This window comes from Streptomyces sp. NPDC002324 (assembly GCF_053593335.1).
The window spans coordinates 168,447-191,719 of sequence record NZ_JBSFCF010000005.1 but is presented as its reverse complement, the minus strand read 5'-3'; the positions used below and the strand labels follow the sequence as shown (position 1 = coordinate 191,719).

The following is a 23,273-nucleotide window of genomic DNA, read 5'->3' as shown; positions in this document are numbered from 1 at the left end:
CTCCGTCGCGCCCCGTTCTCCCCGCTGCCAGGCAGTGGAGAAGGGCGTTCGTCATCCAGCATTACCGTGCTGCATGGCCCTGCACACGGCGAGGGCCATGCTCTGGCTCCGGCTTCGGCCGTGGGCCATCCGGACGCTGTCGTACGAAGAGAGGTCACCGGCGTGGTGGACCGTCCCACGAAGACCCGCGGGTGTTTCGCGTTCGTCACTACACCGCGCCGTGAGGTCGTGCTGCAGTTGCGGGACGACAAGACGGGCATCGGCTGGCCGGGGCGCTGGTCGCTTCCCGGCGGCGGACGTGAGGCGGACGAGACGCCGCTCGAGACGGTCCTGCGCGAGTTGCTGGAAGAGACTGGCATCGTACCGTCGGTGATCGAGGAAGTGGCTGTCACCGCCTACGAGGAGGGCAAGACGCCACCCCACGTGTTCGCCGCAGTCTGGGACGGCACCGAGAGCGAGCTGGTCCTCGGCGAAGGGCAGGCCCTTCGTCTGTTCCCGCTGGACGCTCTGCCCGAGCCGATGCCGCCCCATGTCCGGCACTACGTCGAACAGCTCGCACTGCGTCTGCCACCCCGTAGGAACGACCCCACGCCACCCACATCCTCCGAGTTCCTGTGAGCACCGAGACGGAACGGCACAGCCTGACGCAACGAAAACGGGCCCGGTTTCCTCACCTTACGAAGGTGAGGAAACCGGGCCCTTGGGTGACGCGGCGGCCAGGCACGGCGCGTCCAGAGCAGGCTGGTGCGTACCGCCACAGGGGGTCATGGCAGCGTGGGCATGCCCGCCTCCGGCGCGTGCGGCCGTTCGATGGCAAGCAGGCGATCGGGGTGAAGGCCCAGTTCCACGATCTCGTCGGCGGCAGGGACATAGACCAGGACGGCAAGTCGCCGACCCCGGCCGGGGTGGGTCACAGTCAGGACGTGGTGCTGGTCCGGGCAGCCGGAGAGCGTATAGGCGTCGCCGGAGTTGAGGCCATCGGCACGGCCCTGGAAGGTGTCCAGTTCACGGCGTTGGCCCCACCAGCGGGCGCGTGCACTCATGTGGGGAAGCGCGGCGGTCCGCCGGTCGCGCTCGGTCCTCCATGCTCGGCGGCAGGGGGCGCATTCGTTGGTGGCCTCGGGGTTCGGTCCGGCCAGCGGCGTGTCGCACAGGCCGGTGCCGGCCGCGGCGCGGCGGCGGTGTCCCGTGACGAGATTGGCGTGGCCTTTGGGTGCCCACAGCAGGTCCTCGTCGCGCGGGCAGGATCCGTCGAAGGACACGCTCACCTCGCCCGCGAGCCGGTGGAAGCGCTCCAGGGCCGCCGCGAGCGCCGAGCAGTTGGCGCACACCCGGCGGGCCGAAGTCGAGCGAAGGCCAAGGGACTTGCCGCAGTAGCCCAGCAGATGGCCGGGGATCGGCAGGTGGGCGGTGGCGCCCTTGCCGGTGCCGGCGGCGGGCCGGAGATCCCGTTCGCCGCCGGAGTGCGGCTGCGTGGTCAGGATCAGCCAGGCGCGTGTACAGCTCTGGCACAAAGAGTGCGTGGTGTTCTCCGCGATCGGTGCGAGATCGGTCGAGTGCGTAGCGCACACCGTCAACGGTTCGGTGCCGATCAGGACGCCGTGGTGAGCGGTCCCGTTCGTGGGAGAGATGGACAGCCGGATCATGGGCAGGGGCAAGCAGACCTCCAAGGGTCAGTGTGGGGCGGGTGGGAGACGAAAGGCTCGTCAGAGAAAGGCGAAACGCCCGGGCAGGGTGGCGAGCGTGCGCGCGTCCTCGGCCGCTCTGTCAGCCTCGACGCGGGCGAACGTGACCGCGCATTCGCCGTACTCGCGCGTTCAGCTCTCCGGCCTCGGTGCACTGCCCGTCTTCGATGATGTACCGGGTCACCGTCCGGGCCTGGCCCGAGTCGGTGGGGGCATCGGACACCAGCGACAGCACCGACGACCCGCACCGATTACCCGCATCCTCCAGGGCCCGGTCTACCAGGCGCGTCAGGCGGTCAAAGCGCTCCATGCTCACCGGCCCGAGCACAAGGGTGTTGCCGCCCAGGTAGAGGAGTTCGGCGAGCACTTCCTGGGCAACCAGCGGCCGGATGACGTGCAGGTAGTGACGTCCCGGCCCGGCCGCCGCAATGGCATTGGCGACCGCGAGTCGTCCAGGGGACAGGTATGAAACCGACAGATCGGTGTCCTTTCGCAGCGGAAGCGACCGCCCGGGGCGAGGGGCGGCCGGCATGAGGAGGCGTCGTCGTCAGTCACGGCGCACGACGGTTAGCCGCTCTTGCGCGCCCTCGGGCAGGGTGCGCCGAGGCACGGGGACTGGGGAGGCGAGCGAGGCGGCGAAGGCCGCGACCAGGTCGTGCGGGACGCTGGCGCTGAAGCTGGCGCACCACAGATAGGGGGCGCCCAAAACAGGTTCCGCCCACGCCTGCCAGCCCATCAGATCGGGGCGCGGGTCGGCGTCCTGAATGAGCTTGGGCAGTTCCTCCAGCGACACGCTGGAAGCGAAGCCGGGGTCCGTGGCCGCGGTCGCGGGGCGGTCCACGTCCCGGATCCAGCCCTGGGAGACAAGCGCGGCCATGACCGCCTGAGGCCCGTCGAACCCGGTGTCGGGCGCCTCGCGGGCATCGAGCGCGACGAGGAGGTCGGCAAGCGCCTCATGGGGGACGCCCGTGGTGAAGTAGGCGTTCCACTCCGTCAGGGCGCTCGTGGCATGCGGACGGGCGGACAACTGCCACGCCACGGGCAGTCCGCCGAGTTCAAAGGGGTAGCTGGCGAGGATCCACTCGGCGCCGCGCAGCTCGTCCGGGCTCACGTACAGCAGGGTGTGGCGGGAGGTCGGCCACAGCCGCCAGCCCAGGCCGGTCAGCAGGTCGCCGATCCACTCGCCGAGCGCGCCGTCGTCGCCGGCCAGGTGGCGCGGGGTGACCCAGTACACCGCCTCCTGCGAGTCGGGGTGGGCAGGGTCGTGGGGGTCGTGCGGGTGCAGGGGCGCCTCCGTAGGGTCGTTGGTGGTTCAGCTGCCGTCGTCGCGTGGCCCGGTCGCCCTGCGACGGCGGCGTGCGGGAGCCTCGGTCGGCTCGTGCCAGGTGAGTTCGACGGCGACGTCCGGTGGGAGGTGGCCGACCTGCTCGGCGTCCTTGGCCTCGGTGATGAAGACCAGCGGGTCGCCGTTCTCATCCTGGGCAGCGATCACCCCGCCGATACGGTGGGCCATGGGAAAGAGCGGGTTGATGGCGAGCCGGGCCGTCGCTTCACGGTCGCAGGCGGCCAGAAGGTCGACGAGTTCGCCGACGGTCATCTCGTGCAGATGCGGTTCGTCCACAGCGTTCTCCTCGCGGTAGCGGACAAGGGTGTCCCGAAGCTGGGCAGGGTATGCGGCGCGCAGGGCGCCCCGTGGTGTGGCGCCGGCCCCGCTCTTCAGAGCGGCTGGGAGGTGGCGAGGACCTGGGCCACGGCAGCGGCGACGATGGCGGCCGGAGTCTCGGTGTCGAACGACATCCGGTACCCGCGGACCTTCGCGGTGCCGGTGACCGCGATCACCCAGCCCTCACCGTCGGTGCCGGGACGACCCATCGGGAACCACCCGAGATAGAACCGCCCGTCCTTGCTGTTCACATGGACATCGGCGCGGTCGTCCACGACCAGCTTGAAGTCGGCGTCCGTGAACTGGTCGATCACCAGCATCGGTCGGCCGGGACCGAGTTTCCATGAGTGCAGCCGCAGCGCCTCGACAGTGGTGGCGAATCCGGGCTGGGCCACGTCCAAGGCCACAGGCATCACCTCTCTGACCTGGGGTTTTCCGGGAAGGCGTCTACGTTGACATGCCCTAGAAGCGTTGGCCAGTCTTTTCGGGATCCTTTCCTGTCTGCCACAGGCGAACTGTTGACCGCTGTCACTGTGGGATCTCCGACTGCGTGGCCAAATCTCCTAACTCATGGCCACTCGGTGGCCGGTGGGCCACAGATCTGAGCCCGACCGGCCCACCCTTCGGCGTGATCCTCGGCATGAAACGATGTCGGAATGGATCAGGGGGTAGCTGCCGTACTCGCGGCGCTGATCGCGGTGGCAGGTGTGGCGCTTGGTCTGTTCGGCGCCCGCTGGCAAGCACGCAGTATGCAAGAGCAGGCGAACGCAGCCATCGAGGCGGTCAGGGCACAAGGCCGAGACCAGAACGCACAGTGGCGACGAACCGTAAGGCGCGACGTGTGGGTCGAATATCTCGGCGCTGTGGATGAGTTCAGGCTTTCTGCCGGAGTCGTGGCAGAGCATCTCGCCGATGAGAATCTGCCGGAGGCCGAGCTGGCGCTCGAAGCGACTTATCCTCGCTCCGCGAGCGCTGCAGACGCATATCGCAAGATCGAGCTTGAAGGGCCCGAGCAGATCGTCTCTAAGGGCTATGCCCTACAGAGCGCCATAGTCAACACGATCTTCGAGTTGGAACAGGCACTCACTGCTGCGCGCTCAATGGGCGTACTCGAAGAAGCCGGGGGGCGTGAGGAGCGTGAGGTTCCCTCTGATCAGGATCGGCCGATCGCGGCGATTCTCAGTTCCCTACGCGAGCTGCGGGCAATGGACTCCCGCGATCCAGGCCGCACGGAGTACGGGCAGCAGCTCGGCCTCCAGATCATCACCTTGGGCCTGCTATCCGCCTCTGATACCGGGGCCCTCCTGTTCACCTACAGTCAACAGCTGTCGCTGAGCGAGGCCCTGGAGCGCTTCCCGCACGGGCGGTGGCTCCATTTCCACGAAGTGCGCACAGGCTTCGTTCAAGCGGCTCGCTCTCATCTCGATGGCAGCCCTTGAGCCTGCCCCGGCGCGGGGAATGTCAACGCTCGGGCCGGGCGCCGGTCCGCGGATTCGGAGCCGTTCGTGAGACTGGTTGGCCGGTCACGGCGGGAGACTCGGACGAAGCCACTAGGTCACAATGTCGCTGCGGGACACGAGTCGCGAGACCCTACAGTTCACCCAATCGAGGCGTTTGACAAGGAACCTAGTTGCTCGGGCTTCCTTGCCAGCGAACCTAGGGCGAACGCGCTAGGAGCGTCATTTCGCGGGGCTGGTACTGGTTCGCGGCGACCAGTCATCAAGCAGGACCGTCCGGTCGCTCGGAGAGTTGCTCATGCACTGCAGGACTCCGGATGAGTTGGCGCGATCACGACAGTGATCTCACAAGCCGGAGTGGACACAAGCCAGACCGGAGACGCTATCCATGAGCCAGCAGCAGTACCAGCTCATCGCCACCGGCATGACCGGCGACGCTGACGACCTTGTGCGGCGTGTACGAGGCGAGAATCCCAGCGCGCGAGAACTGGACAAGATCGCTGCGGCGCATGCATCACCTAGCGGAGTCTGGCATCGACTCTGGCTGAATGAGCAGGCGGGGGTGCTGTTGTTTCTGGAACGTGCGGCTTCCGGCAACGGCGCGACTGGCGGGCTGAAGTTGCATCAAATCCCACTGCACTCAACATCCTGCACCCGGGTGCTGACCCGCCTGACGGCTGCGGTGCTGGCGCGGCTGGCCAGCCCTGCTGACAGCTACCAGGGCCGCCCGGAGGCCCGACCCGACGTCGATCGAGACATCGGCGCGCTCGTACAGCTGTTCCGCGTACAGCTTGCACGGATGCGGACCGACTATTCCCATCCCAACAAGCTGTGGGAGGCGGTCCACGCCCAGATCGAGCGAGCAGGCGACGAGCAGCGGGCCACTCTACTCACGGCGTTTCTTGGCTGGTACCTGGAAAATGTCTACCCCGATGACGTGGACGCCTACAATCAGGCAGAACGGGATCTGGGATACGACGGCGAAGAAGGCCCAGCCTGCGGCTACATTGGCCCTCGCTTTGAAGCCAAAGCAATCCGGGACTGGAGGCGGTACCGGTACAAAGTCCGCTATAAGGCTCCCCAGCCCAGCCTGGAATCGGTCCCGAGCGAAAGACACCGCCGTCGGCGAGGAAACAAGCACTGGTACTACGAGTTCCGAGCCCTCGGCCGCCACCTCACCGAGCATCAGATGCTCAAACTCCGTGCGAAGCTGCCTGGGGCGGACGTCAGCTCCGACTCCCTCGTGCTCGACCAGTGGACCGACTGGAACGAACACCCAATCTTCGGGACTGAGGACGAGCTCATTCCCCAGTACTTCGACGCCGGTCTCCGCTTCAGCCAGGAAGGATCACGCACTCTGTGGCTGCGGCTCCCGGCCACTCTCGCCCACCAGATAGCCCCCTACGAAGACAGACTTGCTGTTACGACCACGATCGTCGGTGACGATCTCTTGCTGAAACTCCACCGCCTCGAAGAAGACGGCGAGCTCTCCTACCTGTACCACGACCCGCGTCCGTGGCTGGAGGAACTGCTGCCCCTGCGCGACGACTTGGTCGGAGGCGACGTCCGCGCGCCAGCCATCGCCTGGCGCGCCTCCAATGTGACCCGCGCGTACACCGAGGCACCGGAGTGGCCACCTATGCCAGACGGGCTGGACGAGGACGAACGCAGCCCTCAACTGCAGGCACTTGTCCGGCTACTGGAAGAGACCCCTTGAACGCACGCCCCAGATATCACTGGGGCCGCGGACTTGCCCGCACAGCAGCGGCTATCGCTTACATCACCAAACGATCGCGAATCAACGCATACCGCAAGGTAGTTCGGGCAACCGGCGATCTCCCGTCGCGCTGGCCAATGATCGTAGAATCACCGCATGTCGGTCGTCTCGCACCTGTACCACGGTGAGTTGAGTGACTGGTGCGAGGCGCGGCTGTCCGAATCGTCCGAGGCGGCCCGGCACATGGCGGCTCAGGTCCGTGACCGCTTCGTCACGCGCCCGGAGGGAACGGTCGACAGACATCACTGGAGCCAGGCCGGCCGGGCCTTCACGCTGCGCCTGGCCGCACTGATCCAGCCCGCCCCACCCTATGCGGCACTGTTGGGACTGGCTGGCGCCGGGCTTGTCTCGCGCTCCTGGGCAGACGCCCAGGCGGCGCGCTATCCCACCCACGCTGGTCTAGCGGAGGAGCGCCGCGAGCGGGCACTGGACATGCGTCCGACGCCGGGCGGCTGGTTCGACCTCAAGACGGCACGCGACGCGGGGGCGACAGTCGGCATGGTGTTCACCTCCGCAGAGCGGGGACACCGCGGTTCCTCGCGTCCCGGCCTGACTCGGCGAGCTGTTCAACCGGATGCGCGACTACTTCGCCGCGCACGCACCGCTCGGCCGGCTCGGCGGGCCAGGGCCGGAACGGGGCCTGGCCCGGCTGTGCTGGATCCTCGCCGCGTTCCAGTACGCCTATCGCAACAAAAGCATCGAACACCCGCTGTTCCGAGTGTTCCGAGAGGACGTTCCGAGCGTCGAGGAACTGCACCGTAGCGCGCACGACGAGGCGATGCCGATCCCCTGGCCCTCACGCGGCGGCTGATCACCTCGGGTGCCCTGGAGCAGATGCGCCGCCTGGCCGGCGATCCGCCCATCGGCACGCCTTGGGGGATCACCTGCCCGGTGATCTTCGACCACTGGGACGACCACACCTTCGTCCTCGACGGCCCGGATGGCGCGACCCTGTTGGAGATCGCGAGCGTGGTCACCGCCGACGCCGCCACCAGGCGGGCGCGCCGCCGCATTTGGAAACTGCTCGCCGGCGCGTGGCTCGACACTGCCGACACCTTCCGCATCCGCACCCTCGCCGTGTACTTCGCGCGACACGGCGTACTGGTCGTCTGGCCGGTGGCATCCCTGACCGAGCTCCTGCTCGAGGGCCGCGACCCACAGGAGGCCAGGAACGAGTTCGTTGGTCTGGCGACATGCCTGCGCGACAAGGATCGCGCCCGCCGGTCCGCGTGGCGCGCAGGCCGTGACCTGTAGCAGACCAGCAGGGCAAGTCCGGCAGTCGCTCGGGGGAGAGGGGCCCACTCCCATCGGAATCCGCGTCACTGCACCCGCCTCGGCCGTCCGGCATAGGCACCGGTGCGGGCATGCGTGAGGCCCCAGGAATCCGCCGCGGATTGGATCCCTGGGGCCTCACGTCGTGGGTCAGGTTCGGTCAGTCCTCGGACACGTCGCCGTCGGGACGACGTCGGCGTGCTGCCAGGACCGCGCCGCCACCGGCGGCGATCAGGAGGCCGGTACTGCCGAGCAGCCATGGGGTGGCGTCGGCGCCGGTGTGGGCGAGCGTGCCCTCGGGAGCTGGCACCGAGGTACTCGATGCGGCCTGGCGCGCGACCGGGACATCGGACGCCGAGGCGGACGGGGAGGAGGCGCTGCCGTCCTTACCAGGCTTGTCCTGAGTCGGATTGTCCGACGTCGGCTCGTCCTGGTTCGGCTTGTCGGACGGCTTCTCCGAGGGATTGGGCCTCGGCGTCGTGCTGGCGGTCTTGGCGTTGGTGATGGTCACGGTGACCGAGTCGCCGGGCTTCGCGGTGAAGGTGCGCGAGGGCTTGTAGAGGTCGTACCCGGCGGGTGCCTTGATCTGCTTGCCCCAGAAGCTGGTGCCGGTGCGGCTGTTGACGGGCAGCTGTGCAGTGGCCGTGCCGTTGGGGCCCGTGGTGAGCGTGAGGAGGGTCTTGTCGCCGGTTCCGATGTTGACGGTGGATCCGGCCAGCGGCTTGCCACTCTTCTCGTCCCTGGCCTTCAGCAGGAGGGAGGCGGGCTTGAAGGGGTCGATGATCGTCAGCGGTGCCTCGGCGCCCGGAGTGACGATGACGTCCTGGTCGTCGACCACGTCATGCAGCGGGCTGCCGCTGGAGACCTCCTTAAGCCGGTAGACACCCGGGGCCAGGTCCTTGAAGGCCAGCTGGCCGTCGGCATCGGTCTTGCCGCTGGCGGCCTGCTGGCCTGTGGAATCGAGCAGGGTGAACGTGGCGCCGGGGAGAACATCCCCTCCGGGATCCTTCTTCAGGATGGTGACGCCGCCGGTCGCCGCCACGTTCAGCGGGGTGATGCTGGTGCTCGGTGTCGGCTCGGGAGTCTGCGCCGAGGCAGCGGGGGCCAAGGCCATCGTGCCAGTCACGGCTGCGACGGTGATGGTCGCGGCGGGAAGGCTGCGGGCAGAGCGGGTGCGCAAGTAGGAACTCTCCTGGGTGGGACGCGGGCAGGGCTGCCCGTCGGTAGCGAGCGGGGTGAGGCCGGTCAACGGGTACTGCGGGACGGCTGGCCCGTCGGGGAGGGCGGTGCCGGACAAGCTCGTGCTGGACGGTGTGTGGGAGCGTTGATCGCGTAGCGGCGGGCGGCGGCCCGTACGAGGTTCTGCTGGTCCTCGATGGACAGCGTCTGGATGCGGGCAGGCCAGCGGCTTCGACGATCTGGGCGGCGGCCTCGGCTTCGACGAGGATGCCGTACTCGGCGGGAATGTTGAGCAACTCGGCGGCGTGGTAGCGGAAGCCGTCGATGGCCTCGGTCAGGGTGAAGTCGTCTTCCATGACGTTCTCGACCAGGTCGAGCATGGTCAGCGTGGCGGAACGCAGCCGGGCTTGGAAGTCCGGGTCCGTGAGCCAGGGGCCCTGCGGTCCTGGCAGGGAGTGGGCCTTGGGCTCGGTGGTGCGAGTGGCCTCGGGCTGCGGTCGGCGCCGGAGGGCCGGCCAGGGGGCGGGGTCATGTATCTCCGTGTTCGGGAAGCGGGTCAGCGTGTTCGTGATGCTGAGGCGCTGGCCGGGGCGGTGGGGACGTTGCGCGCCGTACGGCTCCGGCTGCGTACGGGCGGAGTGGTCTTCCAAGCACCGGGAAACCAGACCGCCGTGTACTGCTCAATCGCCGCTCGCAGATTGGCGACGTGCGCGCCCTGCCACGGCACCCAGTCCGGCCGGTCTTTGAAGACCCGGATGATGCCGTAGCCCATCTGCCCCGGTTGCGTGTTGCGGGCTGCGTCACGGTGGGCGAAGGTGCCGTGTTCGGTGAACGACAAGGCGACGGCATCGAGTTCACCGTTGTCCGGGTGGATGACGGCTAGGCGCAGGCCCCCGTATTCGTCGGCGACGATCGTCCGTGAGAAGTCGATGCGCAGCCGGAGTGGGCTGCTGGGCACCGGAGTGGCGTAGTACGTGCTGCCGACGACCGAGCTACCGGCGAACGGGAGCGCGAGGTGCTCGGTGAAGAACTGCTGGGCGTGCAGGGACACTTACGGAATGGCTCCTGGCGTGCGTTGGGGGAGAGATCGTTCAGCGGCGTGGGCCGGTACCGGCTGCGGCGGGAGCCGCGGCAACGGTGGTGGTGCTCCAGCGAGGGACGCTGCGGGTGCCGAGGGCCGATGGGCGGCGGGCGGCGGCGCGCTGGACGTCGAGCGGAGTGGGTACCGGGGGTGCGGGTGGTGTGACGGGGGTGAGCTGTGCGGATTCGCGCAGCCAGGGAAGCAGCGAGCCCTTCCAGCGCGGCAGGGGCGCCGGGTCGGCCACACTCTGGGTGATGGCCTTGACCAGGGCAGTCGGGGTGTGGGTGGAGGCGGTGGCATACCAGCGGGCGTGACCGCTCTTCGGGCCGCCCCACAGATGCCAGCGGGCCTGAAGGGTGGTGAGTTCCTTCTCCGGGTCGAGGCGGCCGGTGGTGTATTCCAGGGTGGCCATCCCGTCGGGGGGCTGGAGTTCCATCACGCCCCAGCGCGGGTGCTGGAACTGCCAGCCGCCCTTGATCAGCGGGACCACGGCGTCGAAGGCGCCCAGTTCGGGATCCTTGAGGTCGGGCGGGGCGAGGTAAGTGTCGGGGCCGGCGGTGTATGCCTGGGCCAGAGCGGTGGTGAAAGCGGTGACAAACTCTGTGGGCGCCATGTCGTTGAAGCTGACGCCCCACGCAGGCGGGCCGAAGCGGTCGCGGTAGGCGTTGATCCGCCACAGTCCGTCGTCGTCTCCCTCAGGCAGGAACCCGAGGCGGATGCGGTGGTCGGGCGCCGTGATGTAAGCGTTGCCGAGGTCGTCGTGACGCAAGTCGAAGCCGAGCGAGAGGAGAGGCTCCAGCGCGGGGTCTCCGATGGCAGTGCTGCCGGCGAGGTAGCGCGGGGATACGTAGACGTCGCCGTCGATCTCTTCGGTGTCGGGCACGAAAGTCCTGAGCGTCGGGGTGGTGTCGAGCGAGGGCAGGCGAGATCAGTGGCTGGCGCCGCGAGGGGCTGCTGGCGAGCGCACGGCGACCGGGCCGGAAGGGAGCAACTGCTCCTCCAGATCAGCGGGTTGGCCGGTGTAGTGCAGGGTGCGCAGGCCCAACTCGGCGGCGGCCTGGCAGTTGTCTTCGCGGTCGTCGATGAACAGGACGCGTCCGGGGTCGGCAATGCCGGTGGCCACGAGCGCGTGTTGGTAGGCGGCCGGGTCGGGCTTGCACAGGCCCAGGCGGGCCGAGTACAGGGCGTCGGTCATCAGTTCGCGCCGCCAGTCGGTGGCGTCAAGGACGTCACTCAGGAAGTGCGGGGCATTGGAGAGGAGCACCATGGGCAGTCCCGGCTGGCGGGCGCGGTGCAGGATGTCGAGGACGCGGTTGTCGGTACGGATCCACATGGCCGTGTCTGCGGCGCGTAGGGTGCGCAGCCACCGCGGGCTGGGGTGGTGGCCGAGGACCTTGGCCCAGTAGGCGAGATCACTCAGTTCTCCGGCGTCGTACTCATTTCGGGGAGCCCAGAAGGCGTCCTGGAAGGAGTCGAGTTGCCCGCTGGGCCACTCGGCGATGTCGGCGAGGCGGGTCCACATGGCGTTGGTGGGCTGCAGACCGGCGACACCGTTGTAGTCGGCGATCACGGCGTCCACGCCGGTCGGAGTGAGGGAAGTGCTGGTCAAGGGGTGGGGTTCTCCAGGGCTTTGCGGGACAGGGCGGCGACCGCGGCTGCGAGGAGGGCGGGCAGCAGCAGCGCGTGGGGCAGGGCGGTGAGGGTGGCGAGGGCGCCGATGAGGGCGGGGCCGGCGAGCAGTCCGGCGTAGCCGGTGACCGAGACGGTGGCGACGGCGCGGGGGCCGCCGCGTCCGGCGGCGGTGATCAGGCTGGGGATGGTGACGGACAGGCCCAGGCCCAGTGCCGCCCAGCCGGCCAGGGCTGCCGGGACGGTGGCCAGGGCCAGGCCAGCTGTGAGCCCGGCCGCGGCAAGGACGGCCCCGATGCGTACGACCACCGGGGCGCCGAAGTGGGCGATGAGGCGGTCCCCGGCGAGCCTTCCGGCGACCATGGCCGCGCTGTAGAGGGCGAACGCGGAGGCGCTGACCACCGTCGAGGCATCCAGGCTGTGCAGGTGCACGGCCGCCCAGTCGGCTGCGGCTCCCTCCCCCAGCAGACACGCTGCGGCCAGCGCCCCCAGCAGCCACAAGCGCGGCCGGGGCAGGCCCGGCGAGTCCTTCGGGTCCGGCGAACGCCGGGATGTGGCGGGGGTAGTGGGCTCAAGCATGCCGAGGGTGCGGGCCACTGGAGCCATGGCCACAGCAGCCGAGGCGACGGCGACTCCGGTGACGGCGAACAGCCAGGTGTGGGAGGTGCGGGCGCTGAGAGCGGCGAGCCCGGCCCCACCGAGCGCGCCCAGGCTGTAGGCGGCATGCAAGGACGACATGATGAAACGTCCGAGACGGTCCTGGCAGCGGACCGCCGCGGCGTTCAGAGCCACGTCCAGCACACCGTGCGCGATACCGAACACGAACGCCCCCAGAGCGAGGGTGAGCGGCGTGCGACAGGCGCCGATCACCGCCAGGGCGGCGGCGAGGCCGACAGCGCCGCTGGTCAGCAGCAGTGGCTCCCGGGCAGGAGCGGCAAGACGCCCGCCGACGTGAAGGCCGATGACCATGCCGACGGCTGCGGCGAGCAGGACCAGGGCGAGACCTGCGGTGCTCAGGTCGGCCGCCTGCTGGACGGCCGGCATCCGCGCGCCCCAGACAGCCATCACGACCCCGAGGGCGGCGAAGTACCCCGTCAGCAGACGGCGGCCATGGAGAGGGGCGTGAGCAGTCGTCGTGCTCACGTGGCCGAGTCCTGTGTGGGGACGGCGGTCGGGTGCGGGGAGACCTGGACAGTGAGGTGGCGGTATGCCTCCTGGGAACGCTCCTGGGCCACGTCGGCGGTGGGGCCGGTGGTGATCAGGAACCCGATGCGGGCGGTGAACAGGTCGCCGTCCGGCGGTAGCATCAGCTGGTCGCCGACGTCGCGGTGGAAGTGGGCCCGCTCCAGCCACGGCGCCTGCTCGGCGAAGCCGTCGGTGAGGTGGCGGGTGGTGAGGGTGCCCGGGTGGGCGGGGTAGATCATGCGGATCGCCGCTGCCCGGCTGTGCGTCCGGGTGAGGTCCGGGGCACGTCCGCAGGCGATGTCCGCCGCCACCCGGGCGAGGTCGACGCCGGTGGCGAGGTGCACGAGGTGGCCGATCATGTCCCCGCCGAGGCGGGCGTTGACCTCGATCAACCGGGGGCGGCCGTCGACGAGGCGGAGTTCGACGTGGCTGACGCCGTCGGTGACGCCGAGGGCCTGCACGGCGGCCTGGGCAGTGGGGGCAACAGTGGCCAGCAGCGGGTCGGCGGCGTCGACGGCGTGCGCGATCTCCTCGAAGTACGGCGGGAGTCCTACCGTCTTGCGGGTGACGGCGACCACGGTGGTGGTGCCTTGGTAGGTGACGCATTCGACGCTCACCTCCGGACCGTCGAGGTATTCCTCGACCAGCACCTCGGTGTCCTCGGCCCCGAGGCGGGCGGCCTGGGCGGCGAAGGCGTAGGCGTCCGGCAGTTCTTCGGGGGTGTCGACGCGGATCACGCCGGCGCTCGCGGCACGCGCAGCGGGCTTGAGGACGATTGGGTAGCCGATGTGCTGTGCGGCGCGGGCCGCCTCCGCAACGGTGCGGACGCCGTTCGAGGTTGCCGAGGGCACCGCGTGCCGGGCGAACAGGGCACGGGAGGTGGCCTTGTTGCGGCAGCCCTGCATCACCTCCGGGCCGGGGGTGGGCAGGCCGAGGCGGCGGGCGAGGCGGGCCACGGGCACGAGGTACCACTCGGTCCACGTCATCACCCCTGCCACCGGATGCCGCTCGGCCAGGGCCAGGGCGGCGGCGCTCAGGGCCGCCTGGTCCGTCGGGTCGGCGACCTCCCAGTCCAGAAGGTAGGGGCGTTCCCACGTCGGTTCGGCATCGGTGATCAGGACGACGTCGTAGTGGGCGGCGACGTTCTCAAGGCAGTACGCGCGGTATGCCTCGGCCTCCATGTCAGCGGCGGCGACGATCAGGACGACGGGGGACCCCGGGGAATTGCGTTTGATGCACGATCGGGAGTCGTCTGAGCTGGTGGCCTGCGACATTGTGCCACCTTCCTTTCTCTTGAATGGGGAGCCATGACCTGCACCTTTGCGGGCAGGCATGCATCTGATGCATGATTCGCGCACCTGGCGGTCGGGAGGGCGCGTGTCGAAGTCAGGCTTGAGTGAGGGCTCGGCGCGACTGGTGTTGTTGGACGGCGTCTCGCTGCTGCACCCCGAAGACGCCGTGTTCGAGGCGATGTTGGAGGGCTGGGGCCGCCAGCAGCGCGGAGGCCGCCGCCTTCAGCCGAAGACCGTCATGCGCAGGCAGAACCTGGTGCGTCGCTTCGGCGCGTTCACCAACGGCTATCCGTGGCAGTGGTCCGCGGCGGACCTCGACGAGTGGATGACGTACCTGATCGCCGAGTTGAGGCGGAAGGAGTCGACGATCCGCAGCTACCAGACCACGATGCGGCTGTTCTGCGACTACGTCACCTCGCCGCACTACCAGTGGCCCGGCGAGTGCGAGACCCGGTTCGGTACGCACCCCGTCCAGATCTGCCACGAGTGGAACACCGTCGCGCACCTGGTCGACTACGAGGGTGATCCGGAGCGCCGGCCGATGACGCGCGAGGAGATCCAGCTCTTCCTCGACTACGCGGACGACCAGGTCGAGCGGGCGGTCCGGCTGGGCCGCAAGGGGGCGTTGGCCGCCTACCGGGACGCCACCGTGTTCAAGGCGATCTACGGCTGGGGGCTGCGGTGCACGGAGACCTCGAAGCTGGACGTCACGGACTTCTACCGCAACCCGAAGGCACCGGAGTTGGGCCGGTTCGGCTCCCTGCACGTGCGCTACGGCAAGCGGTCGAAAGGTTCGCCTCCGCGGCGCCGGATGGTGCTGAGTGTGATGCCCTGGGCTGTGGAAGCGGTCGAGTACTATGTGGTGAACGTCCGCTCCCGCTACGCCGGTTCGGCGAAGAAGCAGGCGCTGTGGCTGACGGAGCGGGGCGGCCGGCTGCAGCCGAGGGACATCGAGGACCGGTTCGCCGCTTACCGCGACGCGCTGGGTCTGGACAAGGAACTCGTGCCGCACTGCCTGCGGCACAGCCACGTCACCCACCAGATCGAGGACGGCGCCGACCCGGTGTTCGTGCAGAACCAGGTCGGGCATCGCTTCGCCTCGACCACCGCCCTGTACACCGGGGTGAGCGGCGACTTCATGAACAGCATGATGCGTAGGGTCCTGGACCGGGCACTGCACAGCGGACAGTAGGGAGTGGACGTGACGGCGAAGCTGGACTACCGCTGGCATCTGCGGGAGGTGATGGCCACCCGCGGCATGTTCTCCACCACGGATCTTCGGCCCAAGCTGGCCGAGCGAGGGATCGACCTCTCCCCCAGCCAGACCTACCGGCTGGTGGTCGAGCGTCCCGAGCGGCTGAGCCTGAAGACCCTGATGGCCCTGCTGGACATCCTCGGCTGCTCGATGGAAGAGCTGATCGAGCCGGTTCCGGCCGCAGGCGCCCGGCGCCGCAAGAGTGCCGCGGCGGCAGAGGCTGACCCGGCCGAGCCCGGCTCGGCGGGCGTGGGGGACTTCAGGCCCCGCCGGGCCCGGATCGTGACCGACAAGGACCGGTGAGTGGCTGCCCAGGCGGTGCTGCCGCGGTTCGCCGCCGAGCCCGAGCAGCTCATCGCCGAGACGGTGCGCATGGTCGAACCCCAGCTGACGGCCGAGGAGATCGAGGCCGTCCTGGTGGCCACCGTCAAGCGCCGCCCGGAACGGCGACGGCTTGCTGAAGTCCTTTATGCCGCACCGGACTTGCTGACCTCCGGCCGCCCCGAAGGTCCACGGTCGATCGAGCGTCTGATCACCGCACTGCTCCAGCACGGCGCGCTGCGCCTGAGGCCGCCGGAGTGTGCGCGGTGCGGGGCGCAGAAGCCGCTGAGGGCGTTGATGGACGGGCTGCGGATCTGCTCGTACTGCAAGGGCCGGCAGATCCAGCGGGCCAACCCCTGCGTGATCTGCGGGAGCCGGAACTACCAGGGCCGCGACCGCGACGGGCGGCCTCGCTGCCGGCGCCACCCTCCGGACGAAGGACGCGATCCCCTGGACGAGCTGTCCCGCAACATCGCCGCCCTCTCCATCGGGCTGTCGCACTCGGCCGTTGCCGCGGTGATCCGGTCCGTGGAACGCAGCCGCGCAGGGCAGTTGAGGCTGCTGTGGGCGTGGGAGGACCATCCCGACCTGCTCACCGGCGGCGGTGCCGCCGGACCGGCCAAAACCATCCCGCTCGTCCGGGCCCTGCTCGACCACGGTGCCACCGGCCTGATCGTCCCGGCCTGCCCCTTCTGCCTGCGCGCCACCGAACTGGACATGGTTCTCGACAGCCTCCGCTGCTGCCGGATCTGCTGGCGCGATGCCCGGCCCCAGCCGTGCGCACAGTGCGGCAAGTCCCGGTACGTCGCCGGACGCACTCTCGACGGCAGGCCGCTGTGCCAGAACTGCAACCGGGCCGACCCGCTCAACCTCGACCTGTGCAGCCAGTGCGGCACGCCCGGTGAAGTCATCACTCGGACCGAGGCGGGAGCGGTCTGCAGGGGCTGCTACCAGCTGCCCACGGCCACGTGCGTCACCTGTGCCCGCACCCTCCCATGTCTCTACTCCGGCACCGATCACCCCACCTGCAGCACCTGCGTCTCGAACGCCCGCGAACATCGGCCGTGCAGCCGCTGCAACACCGTGCGGCGCATGATGTACCGCAGCCCCGAGGGCGATCCGCTGTGCAAGCCGTGCGGGGCGCCCAAACCGACCTGCTCCCAGTGCGGTCACGCCCGCCGCTGTCACGGCCGGACCCTGGAGGGCGACAGGCTCTGCAAGAGCTGCTGGCGAGCCCATCCCGTCTCGCAACGTGCCTGCACAGACTGTGAATCGGTCGTGAGGCTCTTCCACTTCGGGCTGTGCCCGCCGTGCGCCGCCCGCCGTCGCCTGGCCGCCGTGCTGTCCGGCACCCGCGAGGCGATGCGCCCGGAGCTGGAGCCGGTCTTCCACGCTCTGCTGCGGACGTCGCCGAGCACGCTGTTGCGATCGCTGCTGGCGGACCGGCCCACCCACGGGCTGCTCACGGCCCTGGCGGCCGGCCACGGACCGGTCACCCACACCACACTGGACCGGATGACGCCGACCAAAGCCGTCCAGGCCCTGCGCGCCACGCTCGTCGCCGGAGGCGCCCTGCCCGAGCGCGACGAACACCTCGCCACCCTGGAGCAATGGCTGAGCAGGACGTACGCACGCATCCCGCACGCCGACGACCGGCGCCGGCTGCGCAGCTTCATCACCTGGACACAGCTGCGACGGCTGCGTCGCCTGTCCGAGCGCAGACCGGCCACCTACGGCCAGATCATCGCCGTCCGGCATGAGGTCAGGAACATCGTGCGGCTGCTGGAATGGCTGCACCAGCAGGGCGTCCGCCTCAGCGAGTGCACCCAGGACCACCTCGACGCCTGGCTCGCCGACGGACCCGCCGCCCGGTGCCTGGTGCGCGTGTTCCTCAACTGGACCAGCCGCCGCGGCTACACCCGCCCGCTTCAAACTCCCATGCCGCCCACCGACCTCAGCGTGAACCTCCTCGTCCCGGATCAGCGCTGGGCCATGGTCCGCCGCCTCGTCGGCGACGAGGACCTGCATGCCGTCGACCGTGCCGCCGGACTGCTGCTCCTGCTGTTCGCCCAGCCGACCAGCCGCATCACCCTGCTCACCACAGACCAGGTCGCCGACCACGGCGACAAGGTCACCCTGCAGCTCGGGCGCGTCCCGGTGGAGCTGCCCGCCCCTCTGGACGATCTCGTCCGCCAGCTCGTACGACGCCGCAAGGGCCACGCCAGCCCGGCAGGCGAGGGGAAGTGGCTGTTCCCCGGCGGCCAGGCCGGCCGTCCGCTCGCCGCCTCCCACCTCAACCACCGGCTCAAAGTCATCGGCATCCGCCCACGGCTCGGCCGCAACACAGCCCTGATGGACATCGTCTCCGAGGTGCCGTCCGTCGTCGTCAGCCGCCTGCTCGGCTTCCACCAGCACACCGCCGACACCTGGCAACGCGAACGCGCAGGCTTCGGCCCTGAATACGCCGCCGTAGTCTCCCGACGCCGAACCACCCCCAATTAGTCCACAGTTTCGTGAATTCAGGATTAGCTGTACTGTCGTGGAGTGCTGACTCTCGCTGCCGACATCGAAGTGCTCGCCCGGTTCGGACGGGCCCTGGCCGACCCGATCCGCTGTCGTATCCTGCTCGCTCTGCGCGATGCCCCGGCCTACCCTGCCGACCTCGCCGACGCGCTGGAGATCTCCCGCACCCGGCTCTCCAACCACCTGGCGTGCCTGCGCGACTGCGGCCTCGTCGTCACCGTCCCGGACGGCCGCCGCACCCGCTACGAACTCGCCGACGAGCGCCTCGGTCACGCCCTGGACGACCTGCGCAACGCGGTCGTCGCCGTCGAGGCCGACCGCACCTGCCCGGACGCCGACGAGAAGGGCTGCTGCTGAATGACCGCGATATCCCTCGGCCCCAGCCCCGCCCGCCGCGACGCACTGACCCGGCGCATACGCCTTCTGGTCGCCGCGACCATCACCTACAACGTCGTCGAGGCGATCGTGGCGATCACCGCGGGCACCCTCGCCTCCTCCACCGCCCTGATCGGATTCGGCCTCGACTCCGTCATCGAGGTCTCCTCCGCCGCCGCTGTCGCCTGGCAGTTCTCCGCCCGCGACCATGCCGCCCGGGAGGCCCGGGAGAAGACGACACTGCGGATCATCGCCGTCTCCTTCTTCGCGCTCGCGCTCTACGTCACCGTCGAGTCCATCCGCGCGCTCACCGGCACCGGCGAAGCCGGCCACTCGGTCCCCGGCATCGTCCTCGCCGCACTCTCCCTGGCCGTCATGCCGTTCCTGTCCGCCGCCCAGCGCAAGGCCGGCCGGGAGCTCGGCTCCGCCAGCGCCGTCGCCGACTCGAAACAGACTCTCCTGTGTACGTACCTCTCGGCCGTCCTTCTCGTCGGCCTGCTGGCGAACCTGCTGCTCGGCTGGTCCTGGGCCGACCCCATCGCCGCCCTCGTGATCGCCGCCATCGCGGTCAAGGAAGGACGCGACGCCTGGCGAGGCGAAGGCTGCTGCGCCCCCTCCGCCCAGCTCACCCCCGCTGGCCCACAGGCCGACACGTGCGGATGCCAGCCCGGCTGCTCCTGCTGCTGAACCGGCCCGCCCCCCGTGGAAAGATCGGCCGTAACACCCTACGAACAGCGACCAACAGTCCTCGCGGGAGACGCCATGCAGCACCACGACGGCGACCTCGCCGACACCCAGCAGGAACACTGGCAGCGCACCTACGCCGCTCACCCCGGCATGTACGGCCAGGAGCCCTCCGCTCCCGCCGTCCACGCCGCCGAGGTCTTCCGCGCCAACGGTGCCAAGGATGTGCTGGAACTCGGCGCGGGACACGGTCGCGACGCCCTGTACTTCGCCCATGAGGGCTTCTCCGTCCAGGCGACCGACTTCAGCGCCACCGGCCTCGAACAGCTGAAAGACACCGCTCGTAGCCAGGGCCTGGCCGAGCGCGTGACCACGGCTGTTCACGACGTGCGCGAGCCGCTGCCGCTGCCCGACGCCTCCGTGGACGCCGTCTTCGCCCACATGCTGCTGTGCATGGCCCTGTCCACCCAGGAGATCCAGGCCCTGGTCCGCGACGTCCGCCGCGTCCTCCGTCCGGGCGGCATGTTCATCTACACCGTCCGCCACACCGGCGACGCCCACTACGGCACCGGAACTCAGCACGGCGACGACATCTACGAGCACGGCGGCTTCGCCGTGCACTTCTTCCCCCGTCACCTCGTCGACTCCCTCGCCGACGGCTGGACCCTCAACGAAGTCCACGCCTTCGAGGAAGGCGAGCTGCCTCGCCGCCTGTGGCGCGTCACCCAGACCCGCCCCTGAAGACCACCGCGCCGAGCGCGGAAGAGCACTGAGCCCTCGCCGGATCCGCCGTACCCGCAGCCGTACGCCTCGTACTGCAGCGAAGGATTCAGCAAGTTCTGATCGCGGTGATTACCAGTACGAAACGGCAACAGAGTGCTCCAAATTGGCGTTGCGGTGAGGGGAGTTGGTCTGGTCTGGTTCGCCGTCGAGTCAGGGGGTACGTCGGCGGCGGAGTTCGAACGCGCCAGCCCAGTCGGGGTGATCAGCGATCAGCTTGCGTGCGTACAAGGCCGTGAAGTTGTTGTTCAGCCCGCGCAAACCCTGCGGGAGTCGCCAACGCAGCGCTTCGAAGAGGGCCTTCAGTCCGATGCGGGTAGCTCCCGCCGCTATCCGGTCTGTGGTGAGCCGCTCCAACGCGCGGTAGACGTATGGATGTTCAGTGTCGAGGTCGAGGAACTGCTCCGTGATCGTTCGCCTGTCGATGGGACGACCAACAGGTTCGGGAAGCGGCAGGATGTCCTGCTTGACGGCGTCGGGCATGGGAATCGGGCAGCCCTCCAGGAAGGCGGACGGGTGGGCGAGGCGGGTGCGAGGTGGAGGTCAGGCGGCTGACGGGCGCAGGTCCGGGAGGGTGCGCAGCCGGGTGAAGGCGGTGGCAAGGCCGATTGCCTGCAGGACGGCGCAGGCGGTGATCGCATGGCCGAGCTGGCTGGGCGGAATGGCGGCAACGAGCAGGCCGGCGACCGGGAAGGGCGTAAGGAGCAGCAGGATCGTCACCGCGAGGGTGTTGCCGAAGACGTCGGCGGGGATCAGGTGGGAGCGCAGGGTGCGCAGCACGACGGTCATGCCGCTTTCGCCGGCCATGAAGAGCGCGATCAGCGCCAGATAGGCGGGGTAGGTGTGCGTGAGGGCGAGGGTGAGGCAGGCCGAGGCCGTGATCGTCGCGCAGACGGCCCCGGCGGGCCACAGACCGCAGCGGTCGATGGCGTGGCGGCACAGGGAGATCGCGATCAGGGAGGCTGCGGCGGCGGCCGACCAGAGCAGGCCGACATCGGCGCTGGAGTGGCCGAACTGCTGGATGACGATCACCGGGGCGGCGGCCTGCAGGAGGCCGACGGCGAGGTTGGACAGCGTCAGCCCCGCGACGAGCCAGCCGAGTGCCGGCAGCGCGCGTAGGGTCTGCCAGCCCGTCTTCCATCCCTGCCGTACGGCCGCCGGGGTAGTGGCGTGCTGGTCGGTGTGCTGCTTGGGGGCGAGGGCGGCGGCGAGCAGGGAGAAGGCGGCGGTCGCGGCGAGCATGCCGGTGGCGCCGGTGTGGGCGAGGAGCAGTCCGGCGAGCGCGGGTCCGGCCAGGGTCGCCGTCTGATCGATGCCGAGGAGCACCGACTGCACACGGTGAGCACGCGCACCGGCGGTACGGCTTGCCAGCCCGCCCGCGGTTTCGGCCGCGACGTAGCTGAACTCGGTGAGCACACCGGTGCCGGCGGCGAGCGCCATCACCGTGATGGTCTTCCCCAGCCCGCCCGTCTGGGCCCCAAGGAGCAGCGCGGCGGCCAGGACGAGGGTGGCCCGGGCGGTGGCCGCGAGGCGGAAGACGCGGGTGGTGCCGTGGCGGTCGACCAGGGCACCAGCCACGGCGAAGGCCATCAGCCGCGGCGCCCATTCCAGGGCGAAGGCCAGGCCCGTGAGGGCCGCGGATCCGGTGGTGGCGAGGACCAGCAGGGGGGAAACCGGTCGGTGGGAGGGCCGGTTTCCGGTACGGGCTCTCACGCAGCGTGCTCCGTCTCATCCGCCGCGTGGGAGGAGCGGGATGCCACGGGGTTAAGGACCTGCGGATGCGTCTGGAGCCAGTCGGCCAGAGTGTTCCGCAGCTGACCAAGCGCGAAGGCCGCCTCGGTGGGGAGGACGGCGCCGTTGTCCCCGAGCAGTTTCAGGGTGTGCTGGACGCGGGTGACGAAGTCCCTGGCCGTTTTGGGGTATTGGTGAGTGCGGGACCAGCGGGCGACGGTGTCGTACACCGAGGCGAGGTCCTCGCCTGCTTCGGTGAGCCGGTAGCGGGCCGGTGCGTGGTCGGTGAAGTGCACCAGGCCCAGTGCGCGGGCGACGTCGATGGCGTAGCGCAGCTGGTGGCGGGTGAGGTCGCCGAAGGCGCCCTGGAGGCTGCCGCGTCGGTGGCTGATGGGGCCGTTGTCGTCGATCTCGCTGACCAGCCGGATCAGGGATGGCAGGGACAGGGTGTTGATGACCTGGCCGGCGTGCGGCTGGTTGAGGATCGCGGTGCTGGTCATCGGCGCGGGCCTCCTGCCGGAGAGATCGCCAGGGGGCGGGCGGGTATCGGGTGGGAGAAGAGGTCGCCGGGCTGCCACGGTGTGGCCGGGGCCTTGGCCATCTGGCCCTGGGCGGGCGCGGCCGGTGGCGCGGGCAGTCGGGACTGGGTGGTCAGCCATGGTCCCGAGCGGGCTGAGGAAGACGGTGTCAGGGCTTGGCCCCACAGGGAGTGGGTAGCTTCGGCGAGGGGGTATCCGGCCGCCCACGCGGAGAGGGCCTGGTAGACGGGGGCGAGGGCCTTCCCGCTGGCGGAGAGCTGGTAGTCGCCGGCCGGTGTGGTCTCGGCCAGCCCGTCGTCGATCACCCGGCGCAGCGGCGGGTAGACGCGGCTGAGGCTGTAGTGGGGCATGACCTCGGCGGCCAGTGCCTTGGCGCTCGCCGGTCCGCGGGCTTTCAGCGCCCACACCAGCGGCGTGGAATGCCGCGGGCTGATCAGGGCGATCGTGTCCTCGATGTTCTGTGCCACCGCGACCGGCTGCGACTGAAGCTCGCCGGTGGCCTTATTCCGTACGAGAGGCTTCTCCAGATGCGTGTCCCCCCAGGCGGCGAGCACGGGCAGAACGGGCATCAGGTCGGCGCCGCGACGGGTCAGTCCGTAGGTGACGTGCCGGGGGGTGTGCTCGGTGCGTTCGACGAGACCGGCGTCGACGAGCTTGCCCAGCTTCGGGTGGAGCTGGCCGTCCGCGAGCAGGGCGAGCTTTGCCTTGACCTCGCTGTAGCGCAGCGGCTGGGCGGCGAGGGTCATCAGCACCCACACGCTCCAGTTGGGGGCGAGCATCTGAAGGCTCTCGGTGACGCGGGACAGGTCGTTCAGGGTGGTGCGGGACAGACCGGTGGCGGCCAA

The 23,273-nt window shown here is 69.6% G+C and carries 26 protein-coding genes; 11 read left to right on the top strand and 15 right to left on the bottom strand.

Going from position 1 to position 23,273, the window contains the following annotated elements; all coding sequences use genetic code 11:
- The first annotated feature begins 162 nt into the window (after nt 1-162).
- Entirely contained in the window at nt 163-618 is a 456-nt protein-coding gene (locus tag ACWCRJ_RS10045) for an NUDIX domain-containing protein (protein ID WP_450938812.1), read from the top strand.
- Nucleotides 619-764: 146 nt separating this feature from the next.
- On the opposite strand, the gene ACWCRJ_RS10040 is transcribed toward ACWCRJ_RS10045, so the two are convergent.
- From ACWCRJ_RS10040 to ACWCRJ_RS10020, 5 genes are all read right to left on the bottom strand, one after another.
- Entirely contained in the window at nt 765-1,658 is an 894-nt protein-coding gene (locus tag ACWCRJ_RS10040) for a hypothetical protein (RefSeq protein WP_450938811.1), read from the bottom strand.
- A gap of 109 nt (nt 1,659-1,767) precedes the next feature.
- Nucleotides 1,768-2,217, bottom strand: coding sequence for a hypothetical protein (locus ACWCRJ_RS10035; protein ID WP_450938810.1), 450 nt, complete (start codon nt 2,215-2,217; stop codon nt 1,768-1,770).
- Between the two features lie 15 nt (nt 2,218-2,232).
- On the bottom strand, nt 2,233-2,919 hold the full coding sequence (locus ACWCRJ_RS10030) for a DUF317 domain-containing protein (RefSeq protein ID WP_450938809.1): 687 nt from the start codon (nt 2,917-2,919) through the stop codon (nt 2,233-2,235).
- A gap of 78 nt (nt 2,920-2,997) precedes the next feature.
- Complete coding sequence (locus ACWCRJ_RS10025; RefSeq protein WP_398404249.1) at nt 2,998-3,306, bottom strand: hypothetical protein; 309 nt, start codon at nt 3,304-3,306, stop codon at nt 2,998-3,000.
- 95 nt (nt 3,307-3,401) lie between these two features.
- A complete protein-coding gene (locus tag ACWCRJ_RS10020; RefSeq protein WP_420864134.1) occupies nt 3,402-3,755 on the bottom strand; it encodes a DUF317 domain-containing protein in 354 nt (117 codons plus the stop codon).
- 249 nt (nt 3,756-4,004) lie between these two features.
- Here ACWCRJ_RS10020 and ACWCRJ_RS10015 point away from each other — a divergent pair, with 249 nt between their 5' ends.
- The 4 genes from ACWCRJ_RS10015 (at nt 4,005) to ACWCRJ_RS10000 (ending at nt 7,836) form a co-directional block, all read left to right on the top strand.
- Nucleotides 4,005-4,787, top strand: a complete 783-nt coding sequence (locus ACWCRJ_RS10015; protein ID WP_450938808.1) for a hypothetical protein — start codon at nt 4,005-4,007, stop codon at nt 4,785-4,787.
- A 406-nt stretch (nt 4,788-5,193) separates the two neighbouring features.
- On the top strand, nt 5,194-6,522 hold the full coding sequence (locus ACWCRJ_RS10010; RefSeq protein ID WP_450938807.1) for a hypothetical protein: 1,329 nt from the start codon (nt 5,194-5,196) through the stop codon (nt 6,520-6,522).
- A gap of 634 nt (nt 6,523-7,156) precedes the next feature.
- Entirely contained in the window at nt 7,157-7,393 is a 237-nt protein-coding gene (locus ACWCRJ_RS10005) for a hypothetical protein (RefSeq protein WP_450938806.1), read from the top strand.
- 23 nt (nt 7,394-7,416) lie between these two features.
- On the top strand, nt 7,417-7,836 hold the full coding sequence (locus ACWCRJ_RS10000) for a hypothetical protein (RefSeq protein WP_450938805.1): 420 nt from the start codon (nt 7,417-7,419) through the stop codon (nt 7,834-7,836).
- A 178-nt stretch (nt 7,837-8,014) separates the two neighbouring features.
- Here the strand turns inward: ACWCRJ_RS10000 and ACWCRJ_RS09995 are convergent, their stop codons facing one another.
- The 6 genes from ACWCRJ_RS09995 to ACWCRJ_RS09970 all read right to left on the bottom strand — a co-directional run bounded on the left by ACWCRJ_RS09995 (nt 8,015) and on the right by ACWCRJ_RS09970 (nt 14,109).
- Complete coding sequence (locus ACWCRJ_RS09995) at nt 8,015-9,034, bottom strand: MSCRAMM family protein (protein WP_450938804.1); 1,020 nt, start codon at nt 9,032-9,034, stop codon at nt 8,015-8,017.
- A gap of 555 nt (nt 9,035-9,589) precedes the next feature.
- The gene (locus tag ACWCRJ_RS09990; protein ID WP_450938803.1) at nt 9,590-10,084 is read right to left on the bottom strand and encodes a hypothetical protein; all 495 of its coding nucleotides are present in this window, start codon (nt 10,082-10,084) and stop codon (nt 9,590-9,592) included.
- A 40-nt stretch (nt 10,085-10,124) separates the two neighbouring features.
- A complete protein-coding gene (locus tag ACWCRJ_RS09985) occupies nt 10,125-10,997 on the bottom strand; it encodes a DUF317 domain-containing protein (protein ID WP_450938802.1) in 873 nt (290 codons plus the stop codon).
- 45 nt (nt 10,998-11,042) lie between these two features.
- Nucleotides 11,043-11,723 carry an HAD family hydrolase gene (locus ACWCRJ_RS09980; RefSeq protein ID WP_450938801.1) on the bottom strand — a complete coding sequence of 227 codons (681 nt, stop codon included), beginning with the start codon at nt 11,721-11,723 and terminating at the stop codon, nt 11,043-11,045.
- Entirely contained in the window at nt 11,720-12,808 is a 1,089-nt protein-coding gene (locus ACWCRJ_RS09975) for an MFS transporter (protein ID WP_450938918.1), read from the bottom strand. The genes ACWCRJ_RS09980 and ACWCRJ_RS09975 overlap by 4 nt, the downstream gene beginning before the upstream one ends.
- 74 nt (nt 12,809-12,882) lie before the next feature.
- A complete protein-coding gene (locus ACWCRJ_RS09970; RefSeq protein WP_450938917.1) occupies nt 12,883-14,109 on the bottom strand; it encodes an ATP-grasp domain-containing protein in 1,227 nt (408 codons plus the stop codon).
- A gap of 196 nt (nt 14,110-14,305) precedes the next feature.
- On the opposite strand from ACWCRJ_RS09970, the gene ACWCRJ_RS09965 reads away from it, so the two are divergent.
- From ACWCRJ_RS09965 to ACWCRJ_RS09940, 6 genes are all read left to right on the top strand, one after another.
- Nucleotides 14,306-15,412 (top strand): tyrosine-type recombinase/integrase, encoded by a 1,107-nt coding sequence (locus tag ACWCRJ_RS09965; RefSeq protein WP_450938800.1) that lies wholly within the window; start codon nt 14,306-14,308, stop codon nt 15,410-15,412.
- 9 nt (nt 15,413-15,421) lie between these two features.
- The gene (locus tag ACWCRJ_RS09960; protein WP_450938799.1) at nt 15,422-15,778 is read left to right on the top strand and encodes a helix-turn-helix domain-containing protein; all 357 of its coding nucleotides are present in this window, start codon (nt 15,422-15,424) and stop codon (nt 15,776-15,778) included.
- Nucleotides 15,779-18,298 (top strand): hypothetical protein, encoded by a 2,520-nt coding sequence (locus ACWCRJ_RS09955; RefSeq protein WP_450938798.1) that lies wholly within the window; start codon nt 15,779-15,781, stop codon nt 18,296-18,298.
- Nucleotides 18,299-18,340: 42 nt separating this feature from the next.
- On the top strand, nt 18,341-18,676 hold the full coding sequence (locus ACWCRJ_RS09950) for an ArsR/SmtB family transcription factor (RefSeq protein WP_450938797.1): 336 nt from the start codon (nt 18,341-18,343) through the stop codon (nt 18,674-18,676).
- Entirely contained in the window at nt 18,677-19,381 is a 705-nt protein-coding gene (locus tag ACWCRJ_RS09945) for a cation transporter (RefSeq protein WP_450938796.1), read from the top strand.
- 75 nt (nt 19,382-19,456) lie between these two features.
- Nucleotides 19,457-20,119, top strand: a complete 663-nt coding sequence (locus ACWCRJ_RS09940; protein ID WP_450938795.1) for a class I SAM-dependent methyltransferase — start codon at nt 19,457-19,459, stop codon at nt 20,117-20,119.
- 192 nt (nt 20,120-20,311) lie between these two features.
- Here ACWCRJ_RS09940 and ACWCRJ_RS09935 read toward each other — a convergent pair whose 3' ends face one another.
- From ACWCRJ_RS09935 to ACWCRJ_RS09920, 4 genes are read right to left on the bottom strand one after another with little or no spacing between them, the layout of a single operon-like run.
- Nucleotides 20,312-20,641: a hypothetical protein gene (locus ACWCRJ_RS09935; RefSeq protein WP_450938794.1), complete on the bottom strand. Its 330-nt coding sequence runs from the start codon at nt 20,639-20,641 to the stop codon at nt 20,312-20,314.
- A gap of 60 nt (nt 20,642-20,701) precedes the next feature.
- Nucleotides 20,702-21,871 carry an MFS transporter gene (locus ACWCRJ_RS09930; RefSeq protein WP_450938793.1) on the bottom strand — a complete coding sequence of 390 codons (1,170 nt, stop codon included), beginning with the start codon at nt 21,869-21,871 and terminating at the stop codon, nt 20,702-20,704.
- Nucleotides 21,868-22,389, bottom strand: coding sequence for a hypothetical protein (locus ACWCRJ_RS09925; RefSeq protein WP_450938792.1), 522 nt, complete (start codon nt 22,387-22,389; stop codon nt 21,868-21,870). Before ACWCRJ_RS09925 ends, ACWCRJ_RS09930 begins: the two co-directional genes overlap by 4 nt.
- Entirely contained in the window at nt 22,386-23,273 is an 888-nt protein-coding gene (locus ACWCRJ_RS09920) for a winged helix-turn-helix transcriptional regulator (RefSeq protein ID WP_450938791.1), read from the bottom strand. Before ACWCRJ_RS09920 ends, ACWCRJ_RS09925 begins: the two co-directional genes overlap by 4 nt.

Excerpts from the sequence above, each read along its gene's own strand:
- ACWCRJ_RS10035 (WP_450938810.1), bottom strand. The coding sequence starts at position 2,217 with ATGCCGGCCGCCCCTCGCCCCGGGCGGTCGCTTCCGCTGCGAAAGGAC.
- ACWCRJ_RS10015 (WP_450938808.1), top strand. The coding sequence starts at position 4,005 with ATGGATCAGGGGGTAGCTGCCGTACTCGCGGCGCTGATCGCGGTGGCA.
- ACWCRJ_RS10010 (WP_450938807.1), top strand. The coding sequence starts at position 5,194 with ATGAGCCAGCAGCAGTACCAGCTCATCGCCACCGGCATGACCGGCGAC.
- ACWCRJ_RS10005 (WP_450938806.1), top strand. The coding sequence starts at position 7,157 with ATGCGCGACTACTTCGCCGCGCACGCACCGCTCGGCCGGCTCGGCGGG.
- ACWCRJ_RS10000 (WP_450938805.1), top strand. The coding sequence starts at position 7,417 with ATGCGCCGCCTGGCCGGCGATCCGCCCATCGGCACGCCTTGGGGGATC.
- ACWCRJ_RS09975 (WP_450938918.1), bottom strand. The coding sequence starts at position 12,808 with ATGGCTGTCTGGGGCGCGCGGATGCCGGCCGTCCAGCAGGCGGCCGAC.
- ACWCRJ_RS09970 (WP_450938917.1), bottom strand. The coding sequence starts at position 14,109 with ATGGAGGCCGAGGCATACCGCGCGTACTGCCTTGAGAACGTCGCCGCC.
- ACWCRJ_RS09945 (WP_450938796.1), top strand. The coding sequence starts at position 18,677 with ATGACCGCGATATCCCTCGGCCCCAGCCCCGCCCGCCGCGACGCACTG.
- ACWCRJ_RS09940 (WP_450938795.1), top strand. The coding sequence starts at position 19,457 with ATGCAGCACCACGACGGCGACCTCGCCGACACCCAGCAGGAACACTGG.
- ACWCRJ_RS09935 (WP_450938794.1), bottom strand. The coding sequence starts at position 20,641 with ATGCCCGACGCCGTCAAGCAGGACATCCTGCCGCTTCCCGAACCTGTT.
- ACWCRJ_RS09925 (WP_450938792.1), bottom strand. The coding sequence starts at position 22,389 with ATGACCAGCACCGCGATCCTCAACCAGCCGCACGCCGGCCAGGTCATC.